This is a genomic window from Bacillus sp. FSL K6-1338, assembly GCF_038006965.1.
Lineage (GTDB): Bacteria > Bacillota > Bacilli > Bacillales > Bacillaceae_G > Bacillus_A > Bacillus_A thuringiensis_S.
Map to the genome: position 1 here is coordinate 2,679,666 of NZ_JBBOWI010000001.1, position 21,187 is coordinate 2,700,852.

The window sequence follows — 21,187 nt, forward strand, 5'->3', positions numbered from 1 at the left end:
TACTTAATAAACGATTCTACATTTAAAAAAGTTACGGGGGTATAAAAAAATAATGTTTATGTTCAAGAATTCGCGGTCATAAATATGTTATGTACAATTTTACGTGAGGAGGAACAAATTTGCCAAAATTAACAATTGAAGGTGCGGGAACTTTTGATGTGAAAGAAGGAACAAAGTTAGTATTAGCAATTGAAGATAGCGGTGTCAACATTCTCCATCGTTGCGGCGGGAATGCACGTTGCACGACTTGTAGAGTAGAAATACTAGCAGGTGATTTCTGTGAAGCGAGTGCGAATGAGAAACATGCAATGACGGAAAAAGGGATTGAAGATCATTTACGATTATCTTGTCAAATGCGTGTACATAAAGATATAGTCGTTCGTCCGGTACTTACAGTTGAAAATTCAAGTCTTGATGCTGGGCCACGTCCGGCGGAGTAAAGCGATGAATTTAAAACAACTCGCTGGCGAATATGCTGCTAACTTTGTAAATGATGGCATGAAGATTGGGCTTGGTACAGGTTCTACTGTATATTGGACAATACAAAAATTAGGTGAGTATGTAAAAGAAGGATTATCATTTCAAGCTGTACCGACATCAAAGGAAACTGAAGCATTAGCACAGCAACTAAATATCCCCCTAATTTCGTTAAACGACGTACAAAGTCTTGATCTTACAATTGATGGAGCGGATGAAATCGATTCAAATTTACAACTTATAAAAGGCGGTGGTGGTGCATTACTTCGTGAAAAAATCGTTGCCTCTTCCTCTAAAGAACTAATTATCATTGCTGATGAATCGAAACTTGTAACACATTTAGGTAATTTTCCATTACCTGTTGAAATCATCCCTTTTTCATGGAAACAAACCGAAAATAAAATTCAGTCTTTAGGGTGTCAAACAACATTACGTTTGAAAAATAATGAAACCTATATAACCGATAACAATAACATGATTATCGATTGTATATTCTCTAATCATATTTCTAATCCTGCCCATTTACACACCCAATTAAAAATGATTACTGGTGTAGTTGAAACAGGATTGTTTATAAGTATGACGAGTAAAGCAATTATCTGCACTAAAAATGGGATAAAGGAATTGTAATAAAAGCTGACTTTTTAAAGTTGGCTTTTTAGTATGTTCATCTTCTCTTAATAGCACTTTATTATGATATACTATGAAAACACAAGCTGATTACACTAGAAAGGACTGAACATTTTGCAATCCAAACTTATAACAGAACTTACTGATTTAGAAACTGCCTTTCACATTCGAAAAGAAGTATTTGTAAAAGAACAAGGTGTCCCTCTTGCAGATGAATTCGATATATTCGATGAAATCGGAGAGCAATGTAAACATATTTTAGTTTATTATCATGAGTTTCCTGTAGGCACAGGGCGTATACGATTTGTTGATGGTGTCGGAAAATTAGAACGTATTTGTATTTTAAAAGATTATCGTACATACGGATTAGGTAAAGTTATCATTCAAACGTTAGAAGAAATTGCTCGTAACGAACAAGTTACAAAAGTGAAGCTACACGGTCAAACACAAGCTGAAGGATTTTATAAAAAATTAGGCTATCAAACTTCTTCTGATATATTCATGGAAGATAGCATTCCACATATACTTATGACGAAAATGTTATCATAATAGAAAGGTGACTATATTGTTTATTCATATAGTCACCTCTCTGTATCTTATTCACTTGAAAGTCTCTTTAGTGAATATTCCAATGAAAGAACTTTTAACTTGAAAGCAAAGAACCTAGCATACATAGTCTTAAAACACCCTTAATGAAATTGGCATTCTCTAGTTTTCTATTCGCACTATATTCTGTTTGCTTTCACTTTAAAAAGAATATTTTATTAAACTCACTATGAATTGTTGTCTAAAATCTCTTGTCTTTCTTCTCTTATTTGACCGATTAATGAAACTACTGAACCAACCGCTTGAATCCAGCTCCCCGTAATCACTATAATCTGTCCATCCTCCTCATTTCCTTCCGAAATTTCTTCCACTTTATCCCGACTAGCTTTCAATTCATCTATTCCACCTATTGCCTGTAATGAATTTCCAGTCGCTTGTAACACATTCCCAACAATGTTATACGATTCATCTATGTCGGAACTATCCTCTAATTCACCACCTATTGATGTAATACCACCTAATGCTTGAATCCAATTCCCTGCAATCACTACTTTTTTTTGTGTATTATCTTCAAATTCTATAATGAGTCCTGTTAAAACCGTTACATTACCAATTGATTGGATTTCATTACCGATTTTTTCAAGAGATATTTCCCCTTGTCCATCAGCTTCTAGGCCGTTCCCTGTTGCCTGTAATACATTCCCCCATACGTTTAAATCTCTTCTTAATTCGTCATTCAATTTTTTAAAAGGTGTACTACCAACCGCAGCAATAATTGTCCCTACTGCAACAAACCAAGCACCAACTATCTCCTTAATCGGATCATCCATTTTCAATCTATCCCGTCATTAATTTACTACTTACAGGATATGAATTTATGCATCTCCATGTTAATAGCCTACTTCTCTCCATTTGAATAAAAATCAATATTTCTTTAATATTATAAATACATCTAGTGTGACATCCCTGTTTGCCGTTAGCTTTTGCTAACGGCTCATTTATTTTTTTCTTGCTTCTCGGAGAATTCTCTAAATACGTTTCCCAATACGTACACATTCTTTATTCCTCCTCGAATACAATACATAACTCAATATAATATCTATATATCGATTAGTTAAACTTGGCTAACTGCTCCTTTATTTATAGTAAAATTAAATTTCTATAATTTTTTTAAAAATCCATCTCGACATCCATAATTCCAAACATTTAAAATCAAAAATATAATTTTATCATCACAGGAAAATTTTCTGAATAACTTTCTTGTTAAAAAGTTTTCACCTTAAAATTTGACAAGCATATGTTATTGAATGGAGATTCTCCATTCATAAGATTCTTACCTTTCTTATCTAGAGCACACTTTAATGTGTGCTTATTTTTAGTTAGAAACTACAACATTCTCAAATAGTATGCATATCAAATTGTTTTTTCAATTATTTTCAAGAGCGGATATTATTCTTTAGTACAAGCACTCTTTCCTTTTAATTAATACTATATATATTGATATTCCAAAGAAAGGAGAGCAAAATAATTATGGCTAATTATTTTTATAAAGATGGTAAAAAATATTATAAAAACCAATCGTATTCGAACGATCAAAAAAATAACTGTTTTATTGAAACTCATACGATAACTGGTTCTGAAGAAAATGCAAATGGAAATATACCTTTATCTGTTTTCCTTGAAACCACCGCTCCACAAACTGTATTTGAGGATTTCACAAACAATCATAATAAAACATTAATTCAGTTATTCGTTGTCGGGATGAGTGCACCCGTTCAAGTAACTATTCTAACAAGAAAATCTAGCCGCCCAATTACTACAACATTACAACCTGTTCAAACAAAAATATTTCAAGTTGAAGATTTTCAAAGTCTTACTTTTACGAAACAGGAAGGCCCTACTAGTATAGTTAGTTTATTTGTGCAAAAAACATTTTGTATTTGCTGTAACGATAATAAAGATTCATGTGATGAATATCATCAAGATTGTAATTAATAGATTAACGCACCAAAAGAACCCGTTTTACAAAGGGTTCTTTTTATTTCACTCCATACATTTTCAAAAACATTTTAGAATCATACACAACGATTTTTCTATAAATCTCTCCTTTTCCCGCTATTTTATTAAAATAACACTTTAGTTTAATTAATTACGGGACTTATCATCATTGAATGAAGGGAAGTAAAATTTAGAAAAAAAGACGACGCTGAATACGTCGTCTTTTTTATAAATAGAAAAGCGAATTCTCAAGATTCCCTTTTGCATCAAAGCCCATCATCTCTTAGTTCATGCCTAGGTAAAGCTTACACTGTTTTCCATAATGATAATGCATAAATCCAGTTTGGATCACCATTTCCTTGATAACTCTGGACTGCTTCATATACTTTTCCTTCGTGTAGAACTCTATCTCCCTTTTTATATGCTTTTTTTGCATCCCACGCTTCATATGAAGCGCTTTCAGCTTTTGTAGTAATTGTGAATATATCACTCTGTACGGATTCATTTCCAGCTACATCAACAGCTTTCACTACATATTTATAAGTAGTATTAGCAAGCAGATTTTTATCCATATAAGAAGTTGTATTGGATGTTGCAATCTTTTTCATTAATCCTTCTATTTCTCTATAAATATCATAATGGTCTACACCAATGTTATCGTCAGATGGACTCCACATTAAATCCACACTTGATGCTGTCGTTCCCATACTATGTAATCCTTTTGGTTGTGTTGGTGCTTCTGTATCAGGAGTCGCAACTGTTGTTTTTACTGTAAGCGCTGTACTTTCTTTCGATACATTTCCAGCTGCGTCAATTGCTTTTACAGTATAAGAGTATTCTGTGCTTGGTTGTAATTTCTTATCAATAAAATGAGTGCCTAGTATTGTATCTATCATCTCTCCGTTACGGAAGATTTGATATCCTTTTACCCCTACATTATCCGTAGAAGAGTTCCATGTTAGTTCTACACTATTCGCTGTTACTTTTTTCGTCTGAAGTCCATTTGGAATACTTGGCGCTTCTATGTCTGGTTTCACATCATTAATAAGATTAACATCAATTACATTATAGAATGCATTTGCTGTATCAGCTACATCCCATACTGCTAAAATCACATGATATCCACTACGATCAGTAGGTACATTAATTTTATGAGTTAAATTATTTGAAGCTGCAGAACCATCGTGTTGCACAGTTCCAATTGGTTCAAAATCTGCTCTTGTTAGCGCTTTATTTGGATTCCATCCTTTTTTAGTAATATAGTAATGCCACTTACTCGTTAAGTGAGGCGCAGTATACTTCCAAGTAAATGTATTTTCCCCACCAGTGATTGTATTTTTAAACCAACGATTTGCTGTTTGTTGATCTAAAATACCACCAAATTTTCCGCCTGCTGAAGCAACTTGTCCATCTACTGGACCACCTTGTGGGAACCCTTTTGGAGCTTCTAAACTTTGTGGTTCATACATAACACTTCCGCAGTTTACATTTAGCGCACCATAAGTTGGACTACATAAAGCGGATCGGCTACCGGGCTTTTCAACAAAACCGTGCGCATAAGCATTTTGAGGAATAAGTGTCGTACTAATAATTCCAGCTGTTAATGCTACAGCTCCTAAACTTTTTTTGTTCATTTTCATGTTTTGTAGTTGTTTTAAAAATCGATTATTCATGTTCATGTCTCCTTCTTGTTATACTTTGTAGTGGAATGTGGGCTTTGATGTAAAAGAATAACAAGAGACAAACTTGTACCGATGTATGTATTAATTATGCATACACCGCAGTGAAAATATATTTTTTCCTTGTGAAATATTTCACTTTATGAATATATCATGACATAGAACTCGCCTAAGCATGTGCAGAAGTTGTGCAGAAACAGTGAAATTATTACTAACATATAAAACCACATCCTGAAATCATAAAGTAAAACTTTAATTAGTTGGGGTTTTACGGTCGGTTAATACGGGATAAAATAAAAGTGTGCAGCAGAAATTGTAGACTTAGTTCTCAAAATTCACATTTAGTATTTTCATTTTTTCCATTTAAACAATTCTTCTCTTCTTACAACAGAAAAGTGTCTATATCATTTAATATAGACACTTTTTTCATGTATAACTTTATATTTATTACTGACCTACAAATGTAAAAATTTCATCAACAGCTTCCTTATATCCACCCGATGTTCGGAATGATTCCTTCAAATTCAAAGCAGCCTCTTTATATGAAGGGTTATTTAAAATTAACTCCACACTTTCACGCAATTTCTCCACGGTTAATTCATTCATATGTAATTGAACTCCTGCTCCAAGACTCTCCACTTGCTTTGCGATTGCTGGCTGATCTGCACTTTGCGGTATTACAACGAGCAGAACCCCGTTATATAGTCCTTCATGCGTACTGTTCATCCCGCCGTGTGTAATAAATAGTTTCGTATAAGTAAGCAGTTCGGTTTGAGGCACATAGTGTTTCACAATGAAGTTTTTAGGAATTTCGCCTAGATTACTTATTTTCGTTTTATTACCAATAGACATAACAATTGTATGCTCACTATTCTCAAAGGCCTTCATACACAGTTTATAAAAGTCAATCGCTTCATTAAAAACAGTACCTAATGAAATATAAATCGGACTTTTTTCTTCAATTGAAGTAAAATCAACGTCTCTGTTTTTCACGTGTGCAGAGATAGATGGTCCTACAAATTTATATGTTTCATCAAACGTATCACCAAAAGGCTGGAACTCCTTAATTGTATACACAATAGTAAGGGGTGCAGGATTACAGAAAACTTCATACTGTGATTTTATTTCAACACCATATTTTTCAGCAATTCCCTTCGTTAAGTTTTGAAAATCATTCTGTATTTTATCATGAATTTCTACTGGAATATTTTTTGACAGATGACCTAACATTTGTTCAAAAGATTTTTCATCCTGCGCAAAAGATGTACATGAATTTATGGATGGCAGTTTAAGAATTTGAGCAATTAAGTGCCCACAGCCAAACATAGAATCATGAATTATGTAATCAAAATGTTCACCTTCAATTTGTTCTAGAACACTAGGTATAACAATATCCGCTGTATGTAGAAGACCGTTTATTCTTTCCTGTAAATAATTTCTGCCTCCAGATAGAAACGCTTTTATAAATTTTTGATCATCAATCGTTCGTAAAGTAGCACCTGTCTTTTCAATCCGCTCCCTGAAAGCTTCTATTGAGAAATAAACGACCTCTTCACCGCGAGAAATCAATTCTTCTACAACCGGTAAAGTTGGATTTATATGTCCTTCTGATCCAGCGTTAATACATAAAACACGCGCCATTATAAACACTCCTTACGTTAAATCATTTCTATGTTAGCAAGAGTATGGATTCTCTCCATACTCTTTTCTTTGTTGTTCGTATCATATTCCTGCTAAATTGACCTAGCAAGTCTAAAACCGAGATCTTCTATATGAAATGTGGGATGGCTTCGGCGACGACAAGTAGCGCCGCAACCTCTCGCTGTCTCCGCCCAACTACCTCCACGAAAAATGCGGTATGATCCGTATACTTTTTCATCATACAAATCATAGCACCATTCCCAAACGTTCCCTAGCATATCATAAAGTCCCCATGCATTCGGTTCCTTTTGGCCAACGTCATGAATTTGTCCATTTGAATTTTCATTATACCACGCTATATCAAGAAGTTTCCCGTATGTATATCCGGTTGTACTTGCTTTACATGCATATTGCCACTCTGCCTCAGATGGTAATCGGTAGCCATTCGAATCTAAATTACATTTCACAATTTGACCAACATCACTAATAGAATAATATTCTTTTAATCCCGCTATTTTTGAAAGTACATTACAAAACGCAATGGCATCGTTCCATGAAATATTTACAACTGGTTTATGATTTTTTTCAAAATTATTTAATGTACTATTTGTAATAGCATCATATAGTTCCATTGTTACAGCATACTTTGCAAGAAGAAATGGTTGAATTTGTACTAGCCATTCTTTTTTTATTCGATCATCTCTTAATACTACCTCTCCAGCTGGAATATTGACCATTAATGAATCGATTAGTTGAATTAAATCGTTAGTCATTTTCTATTCCTCCAAACGTTCATTTTATATGAACTTATAGTCATATACTCATTACAAAATACAATTTTCAAAAAGCGTTAAATTTTTCATAATAAAAAACGATTAGTTTTATTAAACTAATCGGTAAGATCCACAAAGAATTTTTGTGTTACATTCTATTATTATATGTGCTCTAAAAATTTCCGAACCTCATTTGGAGATTTTAAAACAATAACCTTTTTCTCTTCGGGCAATTGCTCTAACTCTTTTAAAATTGTAGGTCGTTTAGCATTAGGATATTCCCATATCCATTTAAAAAATTGCAAATCAAATCTTTCTTCACACCCCGCGCCCATATCTGGTCTTGTTTTATTTCGGTATTTTACAATTCTTTTAAAAGCACGATAAATACAAATTGTTCTATGAATATCAAGGAAAATAATTGTATCAGCTGCATTCAGTCTGATACCCATCGTCCCGCCATAATTCCCATCAATAATCCACTTCTCATCTTTAATTAAGTTATTTTGAACTGTTATTTGTTCTTCTCTCGGAACACCTTCCCAATTCGGTTTCCAAAATAATACATCAAGATGATGCACCTTAATATTTAATTTATTTCCTAACTGTCTTGCTAGTGTAGATTTTCCTGAACCACCAGAACCAATTAATATTATTTTTTTCATACCTTTACGATACCTTCTATAACTTCTTCAATATCTTCCTTATTAGCAAAGATCCAGAAGAACATTTCTTCATTTAACTTTAATAAATCTGGTAACTGGACAAAATAAGCAATAAAGATAATTTGAATTGAAAGCATAACATACCAAATAGCTTTTAGTTCTTCTTTCGTTAAATCATTTTGTTTATAATAACCTTCAAAGACTTTGCTAACGATATGTAACCATTTTCCTCTTAATCTTTCATCACTAAATACCTCGCTTAATACACTTGTACAGCAATAACATATATCAAATATTTTTACATTATTTTCTAAAATATCGAAATCTATAAACCCTTCCAGTTTATCATCTTTAAAGATTACATTTGATAGATGCATATCACGATGAATAATTTGTCTCGGTAATGGATGGACCGTTTCCTTGAAATCTGTGTGCATTCGCTCCATCTTTTGAATTACCTCTCGATGAACATACTCATTCTTTTCTAAAATTGGTATAGCCCATTCAAATACCGTCTTATATAAATTTCTTTTTATTAACTCATGATCACTATTCACCGAATATAATGCTTTGTGCAGATTAGCTATTTCTTCTCCAATTGTACTTGCTAGCCTTTCCAGCTTATCCGTATCTTTTATTTCTAAAACACTTCCGGCAACATACTCATATAAGCAATAATATTTTTCTTTATATAATACATATTGTTCATCATTTTCTGTCTTTACTACTCTCTGTACTTTAATTCCCTTTTCATACAGTTGATCCAAAACATCGAATTCAACTAGAAGTTGGTCTATCGATCCCGTTCTCTTTAAAATATACTCTTTATTCTTGCATATAACCTTCGCTACTTTTGGTTGCATTACAGTAGCTGTGACATGTTCATTTTGAAACCAAAACTTTGCAATTTCCAGTGCTTGTTCCATTTACAAATACTCCTTTTACAATTCTTATTTCTTCCGAAAAATAACCTCACACAGTATTCCCACTCCAACACCAATTGTATAAGCCACTAAATCACTCCACAAAAAACCGTATCCCAACACGAGTCCACCCAAAGTCGTTGCACGCATGCTATCTATCCATTCAGCATGATACAATTGGCTCACTTCAATCCCGTAGCAAAACATTAAACTAATAAAAGACAACTTCTTCGTCTCTGTTTTAAGAAACAAAAATCCAAAGCCAGTGAAAATCATTAATGCCCATAAAGCATCGCCTAAGTAATCATTTAATAGATGTGGTAGTGCAAAAGAAAACTTCCTTGAGCTAAGACCTAAAATAATAACAACTATAGTAAATAGTGCATATAATACTCTATTTCGTTTCGTATTCATTTTAAAGTCTCCTAATATATAATGTATAACTGTAAATAGCTAGTAAAATAAAGTTATTTTACTAGCTATTTATTAGTTGCTTTTATGATAAGAAAATGTGGATTCATATTTAGATAATAATATGATTTTTCGTCTACTTCTTTCATCTTTTCAACTGCCTTCGGTTCCACTATCTCTTCTAATACAAAATAATTTGTAGTTTCATTTATTATGTCTTGTAGTGACCTTCTGAAAAACTTGACTTCAATAGTAATATTCGGTTTAACCCAAGTATCTATTAATAACTGTTTTTCAAAATAATTTTCACATGGAAACTTTGTGAAATCCATAAAAGGATGATGAATAGAATAAATAAGTTCTCCATCTGGCTTCAGTACACGACGAAATTCTTGAAATACTTGATTCCAATTTTCTAAGTAATGAAGAGTTAACGAACTTACAATCACATCATACGTACTATCTTCAAATGGCAATGTTTCTTGCAGATCATGACAAAGGAACGTTGCTTCTTCTCCTATATTTTCTTTTGCTGCTTTTACCATTTCAGGACTTATATCAATTGCTGTAACATTTGCTCTTCTTCCTATGAATTGAGAAGTATACCATCCAGCTGCACATCCAGCATCTAGTATCTTTTTTCCTTCTAGTTCCTTTGGAATAAGCTCCATCATCGCCGGTCTTTCATAATAACTGTTATATGGATTTGCGAAATCTAGATTTTCTTTATATGTACTCGCTAATTTATCAAACGTATTTTTAATCGAATCTTTCATTACACACACTCCTAATACATATTAATTCATTAACTCCTGCTGCTTTTTCTTTGAAAATGATTGTAGTACTAAATCATACGACCAATCAATCATTTTATTTATTTGCTCCTGTTCTATACCCTTACGAATATAAACGGTATTCCAATGTTTTTTATTCATATGATACCCTGGAATAATTGTTTCTGGATAATCTTCTCTTATTCTTAATGCGACTTCTGGATCACACTTCAATGTAATCGCAGCTTTTTCACCTTCTTCATGATTTACTATCGCAAATATTTTATTATTAAGCCTCATACATGTTGCACTCCAACCATCTGGAGAATCTTCTGTCGCTTTTCTTTTCGATAAACAGTACGCTCTTGTTGCATTCATTTTAATTGGCACCTCTTATTCTTTCCCTGTTTGATTACGATGCATCACAATTTGCTTCGTTGCTTGAAATTGTTGCTCACCATAAAACTTTATTAGCTTCTCTCCGCAAAATAGACTAACAATATCAATATGAGATATTTCTCGAAGTAATATTGTAAGCATCTTCTCTCCAATACCTTTATTTCTTACACTCTCATGTATGACAACTTCTTCAATGTATGCTCGAAAAACACCATCAGAAACGACTCTAGCAAATCCAATTAATTCATTTTCTTCCCATACTCCAATTGCTATACTATTCTTTAACATTATTTCAATATCGACTTCTTTTCTTTCTGGCCACCAACCGACAGAATCATAAAGTTTTTTTATTTTTTCTGCACAGACTGGTTGTTCTTGTTGCAATTTATACGTGTACATATGCTTTCTCCCATCAACCAGTATACATAATATTATTATCCCGCTATTTGCCGTGCAGTAAGACCCCACCTCAAAATTCAGCAAAAGCAAAGAAGTTTGGTGGGATCCGGCTACCCGTAAAACCCCCACTGATTAAAGTTTCACTTTATAATCTCTTTTCAAAAAAGTGCTGACTATGACCTTTCGGGTGATCTTCAACGACACCATACTCCCTGTAACCGTGCTTTTTATAAAATTCTGGTGCTTGGAAACTAAATGAATCTAGCAATATTAATCTACACCCTTTTTCCTTCGCAATACCTTCAATTTCATGTAAAAGTTGGCTACCATAACCGTCATGACGAACTGATTCATCAACCCATAAAAAGTCGATATGAAGGTGATAAAAATACATCGTACCTGTTACGCCACCAAAAATTTTTCCTTCTTCATTTTTTACTACGAGGCTTACTTCTTCCATCGTCTGTCTTGCCTCATCTGTTAAGATGGACATATTATATTGAATAACTTTATTTTTAATATATTCTCCTTCAGTGCGTGTACCGTTCTTTATATGTTTCATATATATTGCTTCCTTTCAGCTCAGTAAGCTACATTTTATTTTTTCTCTTTAAAATACTAATACATACGAATCCACCATATGTAACAAAGCATGAAAAGCCAATTATCCCTGGTACAGAGACATAGCCTATCCTTATGTAACTTATAACTGCGAAACAAGTGATAGACAATAAAATAGATGGCCAAAATATAAGAGCTGTTTTTCTTCGCCCTCGTTTCGATTTACTTTCTTTCTTTTCAGAAACACGTGTACCAAAAAGCAATACAATACAAATAAGGATTGCTGCAAAGTAAATTGTATCTAATGACAAATTGGGATTAGATAGTGCGATTCCAACTTCAAGAGCAATAATCGTTAAAATTAAAATAATGATTGTTGAAGTCTTTAAGTTTCTTTTCAACCGCTCACTCCTAGCATGTTTTCACTATATTCTTTGTATATGTACTTTAAAACTACTGCAAAAGCTTCATCTACCTCTTTATTTTCACGTCGATTCGGTAAATCTTTTCCCCCAATCACATAAAGAAGCGGAAATTCGTTAAACATTCCTATTATACCAATATTTATTGTAGCTGTGAGCAATCCACCTGTCATATGAGCTAAATGATAATATGGGATTTCTTCATACTCTCCTTGTTGTCTTACCATGCCACTAATAATTGGTTCCCATAATTCTGGTTCTGATTTATAACCTTGAAAGGTTTGTATCAAAAGGGCAAGAACTTCATTTAAGTCTCCAATATTTTTCTCATCTCTAGCATTCTCTTGTATATGAATTTTTGAAAAGTACGTTTGTACATACATTTTCACAGCATCCCATCCACCACAGTGCATTACAACTGACTGTGCAACGTAACTATCATGACAAGCTATCATTACCTCGACCGCTTGACTAAGTGTTAAAGAAGTTCTTCCTTGTAAATGCGGATATAACTGCGTACTATCTTCATGCGGATTAAATTTAATGTGATGAAGTATATCATTCCAATTATGTTTATTTTCCTTCACCATTTGTGCTACTACAAATCCAATAACTAATTTTGCTGCTGATGCTAACGGAATATTTAATTCACTATTATATGAAGCAACTATACGATTGTTTTTTGTAGAATAAATTTCCATTCCCACATAATTAGATTGTACCTCTTTTATTTTATTTATGACAGTTTCCATTTCCATCCCTCTTTTCATATCGTTATATTAACTTCTAATAATTCAATATTGAATATAAAAAACCTTTTCATCAGCTATTAAAATAAGAAAAAGGTAGCATGAATTTTTTCTTGCTACCGAAAAATATTTATTCTTCTATAGGATTTTCAGGACCGTTAAGCTCCAGCTGATAAAAAGCTAAATCTAGCCATTTATTAAACTTATAACCAGCTTTTTTTATTGTCCCTGCATGAACAAATCCATAGTTTTGATGCAAGGCAATACTTTTCTCATTCTCTGCATCAATTCCAGCAATTAAGGTCATATACTCTCGTTCCTTCGCAATTTTAATTAATTCTTTCATGAATAAAGACCCAATGCCATTTTTTCTATATGTCTTATCTACATACACAGAATGTTCAACTGAATATTTATAAGCAGGCCACGCTCTAAATGGGCCGAATGTCGCAAATCCTACTACTTTATTATCTAATTCGTATATAAAAATTGGATACCCTTCGGCCTTTTTTTGTTCATACCAATCTATTCTATTTTCAAGGGTTACAGGTTTATACGCATATACAGCTGTTGTATAAAGTATCGCATCGTTATAAATATCTAAAATGTATGCTAAATCTCTTTTCGTTGCTTCCCTTATCATTGTTTTCTTCCTTTCATCATGTTCATCTTATTTCACTATCTTTTTAATAGTTTTATTTTACCGAAATTTCCGATTTTTATCTACGTACGAATACTAGCTTTTCGGAAACCATCAAATATATTTATTGCAGCAGATAACGTATAGAAGAAAATTCCTCCCCCAATGAGCCACGTTTTAAACTCCTCTGTGGAAATAGTAAATGCATTTGCCAAATACGTAATAAATCCTGTGTTAAATAAATGTGGATTTACTACAATTACAATGAATACTATCGTCCCAGCTACTTGAAGAATAGCATTTCCAATCGCCAATCTTTGCGTCCATTTTCCTTGCACTAATTTATAAAGGGATATACCTATTTCAAAAACGATCATAATTACAACAATTGGCCAATACTGCAGTAAAACATCTTGATTAAAAGTTGGCGAGACAAACTTCAGTCCATTTTCCGTACCATTGTATACGCCAACGAGATGATTCGCATAGAAGTAAAGTGTAGCCCATATTGCCGTCCACATTAGACCTCCAAACACTTCAAACTTTGAGATCGCCTTTTTCTTCGGGATATACGCAATATTTTTCAAATCATCTGGCGTCCATTTTTTTAAACTTGTTGTTAATGGTTGTGGGTCCTTTTCTTTATCCGTTCTTTCTATAACAGCAAACACAACTGTCAGCCAGAAAAATACTTGGAAACCTACTTCAAACGTTCTTCCAATGCCTTCACCTATCAATTTTAAAATAACATTTAATACAGCCTGATCACCACTATAACTAATAAAATTTTCTGCAACCATTGAAATAAGCGCAATTACAACTGCGATTGGTAAGATCATTTTTAATAATGTCATATATACATCAAAATAACGTGGTCCAATTAAATGCATTGGTCTATCCAAGTACCCATTAGCTAATGCAACTGGACTTCCCAATTTTTCAAGAACTCTTTTTTCATCATCTTCATTATAATCATCCGGTAACATATCCTCGATTGTTGACCGTAGTTCAAGAATAATATCTTCACGATTTTTTTCAGGTAATCTCTTCGCTACTTCCTCGACATAAATATCAATTAAATTCATTCTTGTCCTCCTTTAATAAGTTATAAAGTTCCTTCGAATCCTTTATCCATTCCTTTTTTAACTGCAAAAATATCTCTAATCCGTATTCACTTAAAACGTAATACTTACGCGGTCTACTCTCCGTTTTATCCCAACTACTCGTCACTAGCTCTTGCTTTTCTAATCGGCGAAGTAGTGGATATAAAGTACTTTGATCGATTGTGATCCCTGATTTCTCCAATAATTGGACAAGTGAATACCCATACTGCGGTGTTCTTAACTGGCTTAAAACCGCTAATGTTAATGTTCCTCTTCTTAGTTCAGTAATTAACGAATTTAATAAAGCATCCATTCACTCACCTCTTTTCCATTACTATATGTCATACAGTATATGTTTTATACTATGTATCGTACAGTATTAGTGTGATAAAAACAATATTTTTTACAAAAAAACGGATAATAAAACACACTAACTATATGATTTGCGCTTTTCTCACTAACATATATAACATACTTATCTTTTTTAATCAGTGGGGGTTTGGTTCATTCCCCACTGATTATCAGCCCTCACCAATCGAGCTGTCTGTTAATGCGGGATAAACTCTCCGTTTTCTTTATGCAATGGAACAACCTCTACAATCGCCTCAACATTAATTACTCCGTAAACATGCGGATATTCTTGACCGTTAGAAGCAAGTTCATATTTTACTTCTGCTTTTAATAGGGCTGGATCAATTGTAAGTAATAAAACATCTTCTTCATGCTTGAAATATTTTTCTGCAACTTTTAAAGCTTGATCTACTAATGAACAATGAATAAATCCCTCTTCTATAAGTGAATCTTCATTAATTTCTCCAATTATTTTTGCGATTTCCCAATTACTTTTCGTAATTACTTTTGTAATCATAGTAACTCTCCCTTTTTAATTTATGTAATGATATAATAACACTAAATTTTCAACACGTTCTTAATAGATTGGGGGACTTATAATACATAAACCTCACACTGCATTACAAACCATTATTATAAATATGAATACAAATGAACATTGGCATGATTTTATTTGTTACTGTCAGCATCGCGAAGCGGGACTTCGAAAATTAGCTTATAAACATTTAGAGACATTTATTTCAAATGCAAAGAAATGGGAATCAAAAGATCAAGAAGAGTTTGCCATTTCGCTGTTTACTATTTTAGATGCATTAAACGAAAAAGATGAGGTCTTAACTTTCTCACTAAATAGTTTTCTAATTGATATTCTATATAGATGGACAGAAAACAATCCGATTGATTCAAGACCTTTTAGATGGATAGGAATTTATATGGACTCTAGCAATAAAGAAGACGATTTAGAAAAATCCCTTCGAAAAGCGATTGAATTAGGTGGTTATACCGAACAAAAAGCCATGATATACCTAGTTTCTAATTACATCAATACTTTAGAATTTGGTACAAATGAATTCCCTTCAGGTTATTGCGGAGATTTAAGCGAATGTATAGAAAAACTTCCCTATATGCTGCAATTAATTAATAGAATTCAGAATAAGAACATAAAGAAGCTACACATTGGTCAAATACAAGTACAACTACACCTTATTCTAGATTGGTTAAAACATACACAAATTCCAGTAGATGCCGTTCGTATACGGGAAAAAGGACAAACTAAGGAATTAGAAAAGGTCATTGTATATTATTTATACAACAGCTCAAGTCGTTAATTCATCTTGTACAGAGATAATGAATTTGTTTAAAAAACGCCAGTCATGTTATTCAAAAATCGGGTTATATAACGGAATAAATTATTGTAAAAATTAGAAACATTTGAAATAATCGTTATTAAGTTGAAGCAGAGCGAATGCAGAAAAAGGTGATACGACTTTTTCTTACTTAAGAATCGCGAAACAGTTAAAAATTTTAATTAATTATATTCCGAAAGGGTGTGTGTAGTATCTTATCAACTAATGTTTTTACTTATAAATCTAAGGATGGAAAAACAGTAATAATTAGAGAAGCTAAAGAACAGGATGCAGAAAGAATACTAGATTCTGCTTCAAAAGCTTTAATAAACGCTCCATACACGCTAAGTACGGTTGAGGATGTAAAAAAGGTGCGTATCGATGCTATTCAAAAAACGTTAAAAGCTTATCATGAAAATCCAAATTATGTACAGTTTATTGCTGAAGTTGATGGTAAGTTAGTCGGTGCAATAGATTTTAAGAACGGAAACAAAGAAAAAATTAGTCATCAAGGGGCTTTTGCGATGACCATACTACCTGAATATCGAAATTATGGTATTGGAAGAGCTCTTCTAGAAACGTTAATCAATTGGGCTAAAAATAACAGTAAGATTGAAAAAGTTTGTCTTGAGGTAATGGAAGATAATCTAGGTGCAATCCAGTTATATAAGAATCTAGGCTTCTTTGAAGAGGGTAAAAAAGCAAAGGGTGTAAAATTGGATGATAGCTATCAAAATTTAATATTAATGGCTTTATTCGTTTAAAATTGAACATTATTCAACAATGGGCGATATTGTTGAATAAAACTTAGATTTTCAAACGACTTTATTGTTATATTTTTAAGTACAGTGAAGTATCTTATATCGAAAATTAAATAACTATGTTTTAACCCCGTCCTAAATTTAGAGCGGGGTTATACTTGTTTTAGGTTTTAAAATTAAATAACTTTATTGTCATTTTACACATCTACCATTTCAATATAAAAAAGAGGATTTTCATACAGTACTAGAAAATCCTCTTTTTATATTTATCCCAGATTAGCTTGCAGTAAAACTCCCCACTGATTATAGTTTCACTTTATTTTAATCCTTTAATTAAAGGTGACGCTTCCCCACTATGGAAAATCCATAAATCATGAAGTGATCTCGTACATCCGACATATAGTAACTTTGCATCATGTTTTGTGTTTTTGTAATGTTCTTCATCCACATCAATTAAAAGCACCGCATCAAATTCTAAACCTTTCGCTAAATAGACAGGTACTACTGAAATACCACCTTCATATTTACTTTGATCTGCTTCAATAACGTTTACAGCCAATCCTGCTTTTGTTAATTTCTCATATATATCGCGGCATTCATCGTCTGTTCTTCCTATTACCGCAATGGTTTTCACATCTTCGTTTTGTAGATGTTTTAACGTCTTCATAATCTCATTAAATTGATCTTCTGCATGGATTACCTTAACATCTTCACCACTGCGAAAAACTGGTGTTGCGAGCCCAACTGGAATCTCTGCATTTTTAATTATTTCGTTCGCAAATTCTATAATTTCTTTTGTAGAACGATAACTTCTCGTCAGTTCATAATAACCTGTTTCTTGGAATACTTCTTTAAAAGCACTCCAATCTTCAATTCCTTGATAATCATAAATTGCTTGAGATAAATCACCTAATATAGTAAAAGAATTACCTAGTGTAATTTCTTTTAATACATAAACTTGGAATGGTGGAAAATCTTGCGCTTCATCAATAACGACGTGATGGAATTTCTGTCCGATTTCAATACCTGTTATGCGGTGATGTATGTAAATTAAAGCTGGTAAATCTTCTACATACACTTCTTTTTTACGACAACTCTTTTCAGTTTCTTTCACAAGTTCTTCAGGCAATACTTCGAGTATTTCTTTACTTTTCAATATTGAACTATATAGTGAAAGTGGGCTCATTTTCGGCCAAAACTTCATATAAGTGTTCAATCTCTTTGTCGCTTCTTTTTTTAATAATTTCTTCTCGTTTGTTTCTCCATACTTTTTCAGTTCAATTTCAATCCAGCGCTTCATTCGGCCGACTAATCTTTCTCTTCTTTTCTTTAATGGATAATGTTTATATTCAACTTGCATCCATTTTTTTATGTCTTCTACTGGAATAGTAGCTTTGTCCCATGCCTCAAAATCACTTGTTGGTATTAATTCATTTTCAAATTGAATCATTCTCTCTTCAATAAAGAACTTAAATTCCAGTGTACCTTTCAATTTACCGAGCATAACCTTTTCTTCATCACGATTAATTGAAAATGCTTCTTTCAATTTTTCTTCTGTCTGCTTTAGTTTCACTGAATCATCTAACGTACGTAATGCCCAATCCGGAAACGTTGTTTGACTAATATTCCCTACACCTAATTCAGGAAGTACACTCGAAATATAGTCTAAAAACAGACTATTCGGCGCAAATACGATCATTCTCTCAGCTTCTAGCTGCTCACGATATTCATAAATCAAAAAAGCAAGGCGATGTAAAGCAATTGTTGTCTTTCCGCTCCCTGCAACCCCTTGAATTAATAATGGCAAGTTTCTTTCCGCACGAATAATATCATTTTGTTCCGATTGAATCGTTGAAACAATATCCTTTAGTTTATTATCTTTATTCTCACCTAATCGATATAGAAGAAAATCATCGGCATGTGATACATCTTCATTTCCTTTTACATATGTATCAACGACACGTTCAAGTTCTCTTTTTCGAATAGAAATGTTTCGTTTTAAATACACATCACCTTCTACTAACCCATCTGGTGATTGATAAAATGCTAATTCTTCTCCACCGGTAAATGAATAAAACATACTTGCGACAGGTGCTCTCCAATCAATAATGATTGGTTTCATCGTGTCCATATCCGAAACCCCTACTTTTCCAATATAAATCGGCATAGCTGCTTCTTTACCATCTTCCTGAAAATCTAACCTTCCAAAGTACGGCTCTTGCACACCAATACGTAAATTTTGTCTATTAGACTCTCTCATACTTTCAAGAATTTGCTCCTTAAAATCTTCTCCATAATAAACTGGGATTTTTTCAAGCTTATCCAATTGCTCATCCATCGTATGCAAAGTATCCTTCATTTTTTGTAACTCATCTTCAAATATGTTGCTCATTTCGACGATTCCCTCCTGTCCGTTCTAATTTTTCAGTCGAAGTATCATTGTATTAAAAATCCAATCATAAAGTCAATAGTTTCTATTTAAATTTTCCGAAAAAACTTACTTTTCATCTTTCTAATTTAAAAAGAATATGCAACATTTAAATCACACAACTACACATATATTAAATTGATGTATACAAAAACGACAATTATTCACACAATAAAAGTAAAAAGAGTAAGGATTTAATCCCTACTCTTTTTTACTTTTATTCGATATGATAAACATTCATTTAAAGAGGATCGCTCTTTATATTTCCCAGCTTCAAAATCATGCGCTCCTCCTGGGAAAATCCCAACTATACTTAAATGAGCCTCGGCACATAAATTACTAATCTCACCTACAGCATAGCAGCGTAAAGATTGTGTCACGATATCATTTGAAGAATCTATTTCCCACCAATGGTCTAGCATTCTTGCATTTTCACTATCATATTCATACTTTCGCATTGCAGAACCTATCGGCATTTCTTGTCCATTGGCCTTTTCCCAATATAACGGTTGATAAATATCAATAAGTGCACATCCATCATCCATCATCCAATTTTTAATTCGTTTTAATAGAATCAATTGTTCCTCATCTGTTCCTACACCAAATCCGTCTAAATAAATAACAACATCAAACTTTTCTTTAAAGTTAATTTTATAAAAATCGGCGCAATGAACCTCAATATCATTAGTAGCATGTTCTTTTGCAAACATAGCTAACTCCGGTACAAGCTCAACAGTAGTCATTTTTACATTCAAATTAGACATCGCCCTTGCAAATCCGCCATTTCCAGCTCCTAGTTCTAACATCGTCTGAATTGGATATCCAACTTGTTCTTGCACTTCTTTAGCAACTTCCTGTAACCAATTTTCATTATTTATATCATAGCTTATTAGTTCAAATTGTTTTTTATAAAATTCTTTTACATTTAATTCGTTCATTATTATTCTCCTCCTGCAAATTATTTTTCTGTTACAGGTGAGAAACTAAATTTCTAATGCCCATGAAAAATCCTCCTTTTGATTTCCCTATATTTACAATTCATCAAAATAATAAGAATTTTGAAAGTGAAAGTATAAAGAGTAGATAATGGATTATTCCACTATCTACTCTTTAGCTACTTTTATTTTTCTTTTTGATACTCCACCCAGTCACCAGAATCAATAACTTTCAATATCATCTTTTTATCTTGAGCGATATACACATATGCTTCTATTTCCCTATCAGCAACATATACTGTTTGCGTGATTCGATCATATAAATCGGTCTCCGCATTACCTGTATATTCTTCTAGTTCATCTAACTTACACAATATCTCATCATTTACTACATAAACTTCTCCATACACCTTTTCTTCAATCGAATAAGTCATAGCCGGATATCCTTCATTCGTATCAAATAATTTTCCATATGTCCAAGCTCTGTCTGCAATGCACGTTGCACCTAACATATAATGAGCATTCGTTTGTCCTCTTCTTAACGTGCCATAAACGAAAACATGATACATAAAATCTT

At 32.9% G+C, this 21,187-nt stretch carries 27 protein-coding genes; 6 read left to right on the top strand and 21 right to left on the bottom strand.

Annotated elements, in window-relative coordinates; all coding sequences use genetic code 11:
• Window positions 1-119 precede the first annotated feature (119 nt).
• The 3 genes from NZ044_RS13760 to NZ044_RS13770 all read left to right on the top strand — a co-directional run bounded on the left by NZ044_RS13760 (window position 120) and on the right by NZ044_RS13770 (window position 1,656).
• On the top strand, window positions 120-440 hold the full coding sequence (locus NZ044_RS13760; protein ID WP_001125391.1) for a 2Fe-2S iron-sulfur cluster-binding protein: 321 nt from the start codon (window positions 120-122) through the stop codon (window positions 438-440).
• Between the two features lie 4 nt (window positions 441-444).
• Window positions 445-1,107: a ribose 5-phosphate isomerase A gene (gene rpiA / locus NZ044_RS13765; RefSeq protein ID WP_001049995.1), complete on the top strand. Its 663-nt coding sequence runs from the start codon at window positions 445-447 to the stop codon at window positions 1,105-1,107.
• Window positions 1,108-1,221: 114 nt separating this feature from the next.
• A complete protein-coding gene (locus tag NZ044_RS13770; protein WP_001190875.1) occupies window positions 1,222-1,656 on the top strand; it encodes a GNAT family N-acetyltransferase in 435 nt (144 codons plus the stop codon).
• A gap of 224 nt (window positions 1,657-1,880) precedes the next feature.
• On the opposite strand, the gene NZ044_RS13775 is transcribed toward NZ044_RS13770, so the two are convergent.
• Together NZ044_RS13775 and NZ044_RS13780 are read right to left on the bottom strand one after the other, a co-directional pair.
• Complete coding sequence (locus tag NZ044_RS13775) at window positions 1,881-2,483, bottom strand: DUF6944 family repetitive protein (RefSeq protein WP_000342605.1); 603 nt, start codon at window positions 2,481-2,483, stop codon at window positions 1,881-1,883.
• Between the two features lie 7 nt (window positions 2,484-2,490).
• Window positions 2,491-2,709 (bottom strand): hypothetical protein, encoded by a 219-nt coding sequence (locus tag NZ044_RS13780; protein WP_000337734.1) that lies wholly within the window; start codon window positions 2,707-2,709, stop codon window positions 2,491-2,493.
• Between the two features lie 474 nt (window positions 2,710-3,183).
• Between NZ044_RS13780 and NZ044_RS13785 the strand changes: the two genes are divergently transcribed.
• Window positions 3,184-3,648 (top strand): hypothetical protein, encoded by a 465-nt coding sequence (locus tag NZ044_RS13785; RefSeq protein WP_000024965.1) that lies wholly within the window; start codon window positions 3,184-3,186, stop codon window positions 3,646-3,648.
• A 308-nt stretch (window positions 3,649-3,956) separates the two neighbouring features.
• Here NZ044_RS13785 and NZ044_RS13790 read toward each other — a convergent pair whose 3' ends face one another.
• The 16 genes from NZ044_RS13790 to NZ044_RS13865 all read right to left on the bottom strand — a co-directional run bounded on the left by NZ044_RS13790 (window position 3,957) and on the right by NZ044_RS13865 (window position 15,657).
• Window positions 3,957-5,324 carry a lytic polysaccharide monooxygenase gene (locus tag NZ044_RS13790; RefSeq protein ID WP_014895274.1) on the bottom strand — a complete coding sequence of 456 codons (1,368 nt, stop codon included), beginning with the start codon at window positions 5,322-5,324 and terminating at the stop codon, window positions 3,957-3,959.
• 453 nt (window positions 5,325-5,777) lie between these two features.
• A complete protein-coding gene (locus NZ044_RS13795; protein ID WP_098506157.1) occupies window positions 5,778-6,971 on the bottom strand; it encodes a macrolide family glycosyltransferase in 1,194 nt (397 codons plus the stop codon).
• A 92-nt stretch (window positions 6,972-7,063) separates the two neighbouring features.
• Window positions 7,064-7,744: a formylglycine-generating enzyme family protein gene (locus tag NZ044_RS13800; protein WP_079245606.1), complete on the bottom strand. Its 681-nt coding sequence runs from the start codon at window positions 7,742-7,744 to the stop codon at window positions 7,064-7,066.
• A gap of 161 nt (window positions 7,745-7,905) precedes the next feature.
• The gene (locus tag NZ044_RS13805; protein ID WP_000720571.1) at window positions 7,906-8,409 is read right to left on the bottom strand and encodes a DNA topology modulation protein; all 504 of its coding nucleotides are present in this window, start codon (window positions 8,407-8,409) and stop codon (window positions 7,906-7,908) included.
• Window positions 8,406-9,335, bottom strand: a complete 930-nt coding sequence (locus tag NZ044_RS13810) for a phosphotransferase enzyme family protein (RefSeq protein WP_000434085.1) — start codon at window positions 9,333-9,335, stop codon at window positions 8,406-8,408. The genes NZ044_RS13805 and NZ044_RS13810 overlap by 4 nt, the downstream gene beginning before the upstream one ends.
• 24 nt (window positions 9,336-9,359) lie before the next feature.
• Window positions 9,360-9,746: a ribosomal maturation YjgA family protein gene (locus NZ044_RS13815; protein WP_001093452.1), complete on the bottom strand. Its 387-nt coding sequence runs from the start codon at window positions 9,744-9,746 to the stop codon at window positions 9,360-9,362.
• A gap of 65 nt (window positions 9,747-9,811) precedes the next feature.
• Window positions 9,812-10,519, bottom strand: coding sequence for a class I SAM-dependent methyltransferase (locus NZ044_RS13820; RefSeq protein ID WP_098506161.1), 708 nt, complete (start codon window positions 10,517-10,519; stop codon window positions 9,812-9,814).
• Between the two features lie 21 nt (window positions 10,520-10,540).
• The gene (locus tag NZ044_RS13825) at window positions 10,541-10,894 is read right to left on the bottom strand and encodes an MmcQ/YjbR family DNA-binding protein (protein ID WP_000994625.1); all 354 of its coding nucleotides are present in this window, start codon (window positions 10,892-10,894) and stop codon (window positions 10,541-10,543) included.
• A 15-nt stretch (window positions 10,895-10,909) separates the two neighbouring features.
• The gene (locus NZ044_RS13830) at window positions 10,910-11,314 is read right to left on the bottom strand and encodes a GNAT family N-acetyltransferase (protein WP_098506163.1); all 405 of its coding nucleotides are present in this window, start codon (window positions 11,312-11,314) and stop codon (window positions 10,910-10,912) included.
• Between the two features lie 145 nt (window positions 11,315-11,459).
• Complete coding sequence (locus NZ044_RS13835; protein WP_000680538.1) at window positions 11,460-11,876, bottom strand: GNAT family N-acetyltransferase; 417 nt, start codon at window positions 11,874-11,876, stop codon at window positions 11,460-11,462.
• Between the two features lie 28 nt (window positions 11,877-11,904).
• Entirely contained in the window at window positions 11,905-12,276 is a 372-nt protein-coding gene (locus NZ044_RS13840) for a hypothetical protein (protein WP_340949800.1), read from the bottom strand.
• Window positions 12,273-13,049 (bottom strand): serine hydrolase, encoded by a 777-nt coding sequence (locus NZ044_RS13845; RefSeq protein ID WP_000450757.1) that lies wholly within the window; start codon window positions 13,047-13,049, stop codon window positions 12,273-12,275. The genes NZ044_RS13840 and NZ044_RS13845 overlap by 4 nt, the downstream gene beginning before the upstream one ends.
• 127 nt (window positions 13,050-13,176) lie before the next feature.
• A complete protein-coding gene (locus NZ044_RS13850) occupies window positions 13,177-13,689 on the bottom strand; it encodes a GNAT family N-acetyltransferase (RefSeq protein ID WP_000617519.1) in 513 nt (170 codons plus the stop codon).
• An 80-nt stretch (window positions 13,690-13,769) separates the two neighbouring features.
• The gene (locus NZ044_RS13855; protein WP_001048843.1) at window positions 13,770-14,771 is read right to left on the bottom strand and encodes an HAAS signaling domain-containing protein; all 1,002 of its coding nucleotides are present in this window, start codon (window positions 14,769-14,771) and stop codon (window positions 13,770-13,772) included.
• On the bottom strand, window positions 14,758-15,102 hold the full coding sequence (locus NZ044_RS13860) for a PadR family transcriptional regulator (protein ID WP_000339346.1): 345 nt from the start codon (window positions 15,100-15,102) through the stop codon (window positions 14,758-14,760). Before NZ044_RS13860 ends, NZ044_RS13855 begins: the two co-directional genes overlap by 14 nt.
• A gap of 234 nt (window positions 15,103-15,336) precedes the next feature.
• Complete coding sequence (locus NZ044_RS13865; RefSeq protein ID WP_000629079.1) at window positions 15,337-15,657, bottom strand: DUF952 domain-containing protein; 321 nt, start codon at window positions 15,655-15,657, stop codon at window positions 15,337-15,339.
• A 124-nt stretch (window positions 15,658-15,781) separates the two neighbouring features.
• Between NZ044_RS13865 and NZ044_RS13870 the strand changes: the two genes are divergently transcribed.
• The gene (locus NZ044_RS13870) at window positions 15,782-16,468 is read left to right on the top strand and encodes a hypothetical protein (protein WP_001095278.1); all 687 of its coding nucleotides are present in this window, start codon (window positions 15,782-15,784) and stop codon (window positions 16,466-16,468) included.
• 221 nt (window positions 16,469-16,689) lie between these two features.
• A complete protein-coding gene (locus NZ044_RS13875; RefSeq protein WP_340949801.1) occupies window positions 16,690-17,250 on the top strand; it encodes a GNAT family N-acetyltransferase in 561 nt (186 codons plus the stop codon).
• Window positions 17,251-17,563: 313 nt separating this feature from the next.
• On the opposite strand, the gene NZ044_RS13880 is transcribed toward NZ044_RS13875, so the two are convergent.
• From NZ044_RS13880 to NZ044_RS13890, 3 genes are all read right to left on the bottom strand, one after another.
• Complete coding sequence (locus NZ044_RS13880; RefSeq protein ID WP_098506166.1) at window positions 17,564-19,639, bottom strand: HelD family protein; 2,076 nt, start codon at window positions 19,637-19,639, stop codon at window positions 17,564-17,566.
• Between the two features lie 230 nt (window positions 19,640-19,869).
• Entirely contained in the window at window positions 19,870-20,613 is a 744-nt protein-coding gene (locus NZ044_RS13885) for a class I SAM-dependent methyltransferase (protein WP_001004294.1), read from the bottom strand.
• A 182-nt stretch (window positions 20,614-20,795) separates the two neighbouring features.
• Complete coding sequence (locus tag NZ044_RS13890) at window positions 20,796-21,179, bottom strand: gamma-glutamylcyclotransferase family protein (RefSeq protein ID WP_000274901.1); 384 nt, start codon at window positions 21,177-21,179, stop codon at window positions 20,796-20,798.
• Window positions 21,180-21,187: the final 8 nt, after the last annotated feature.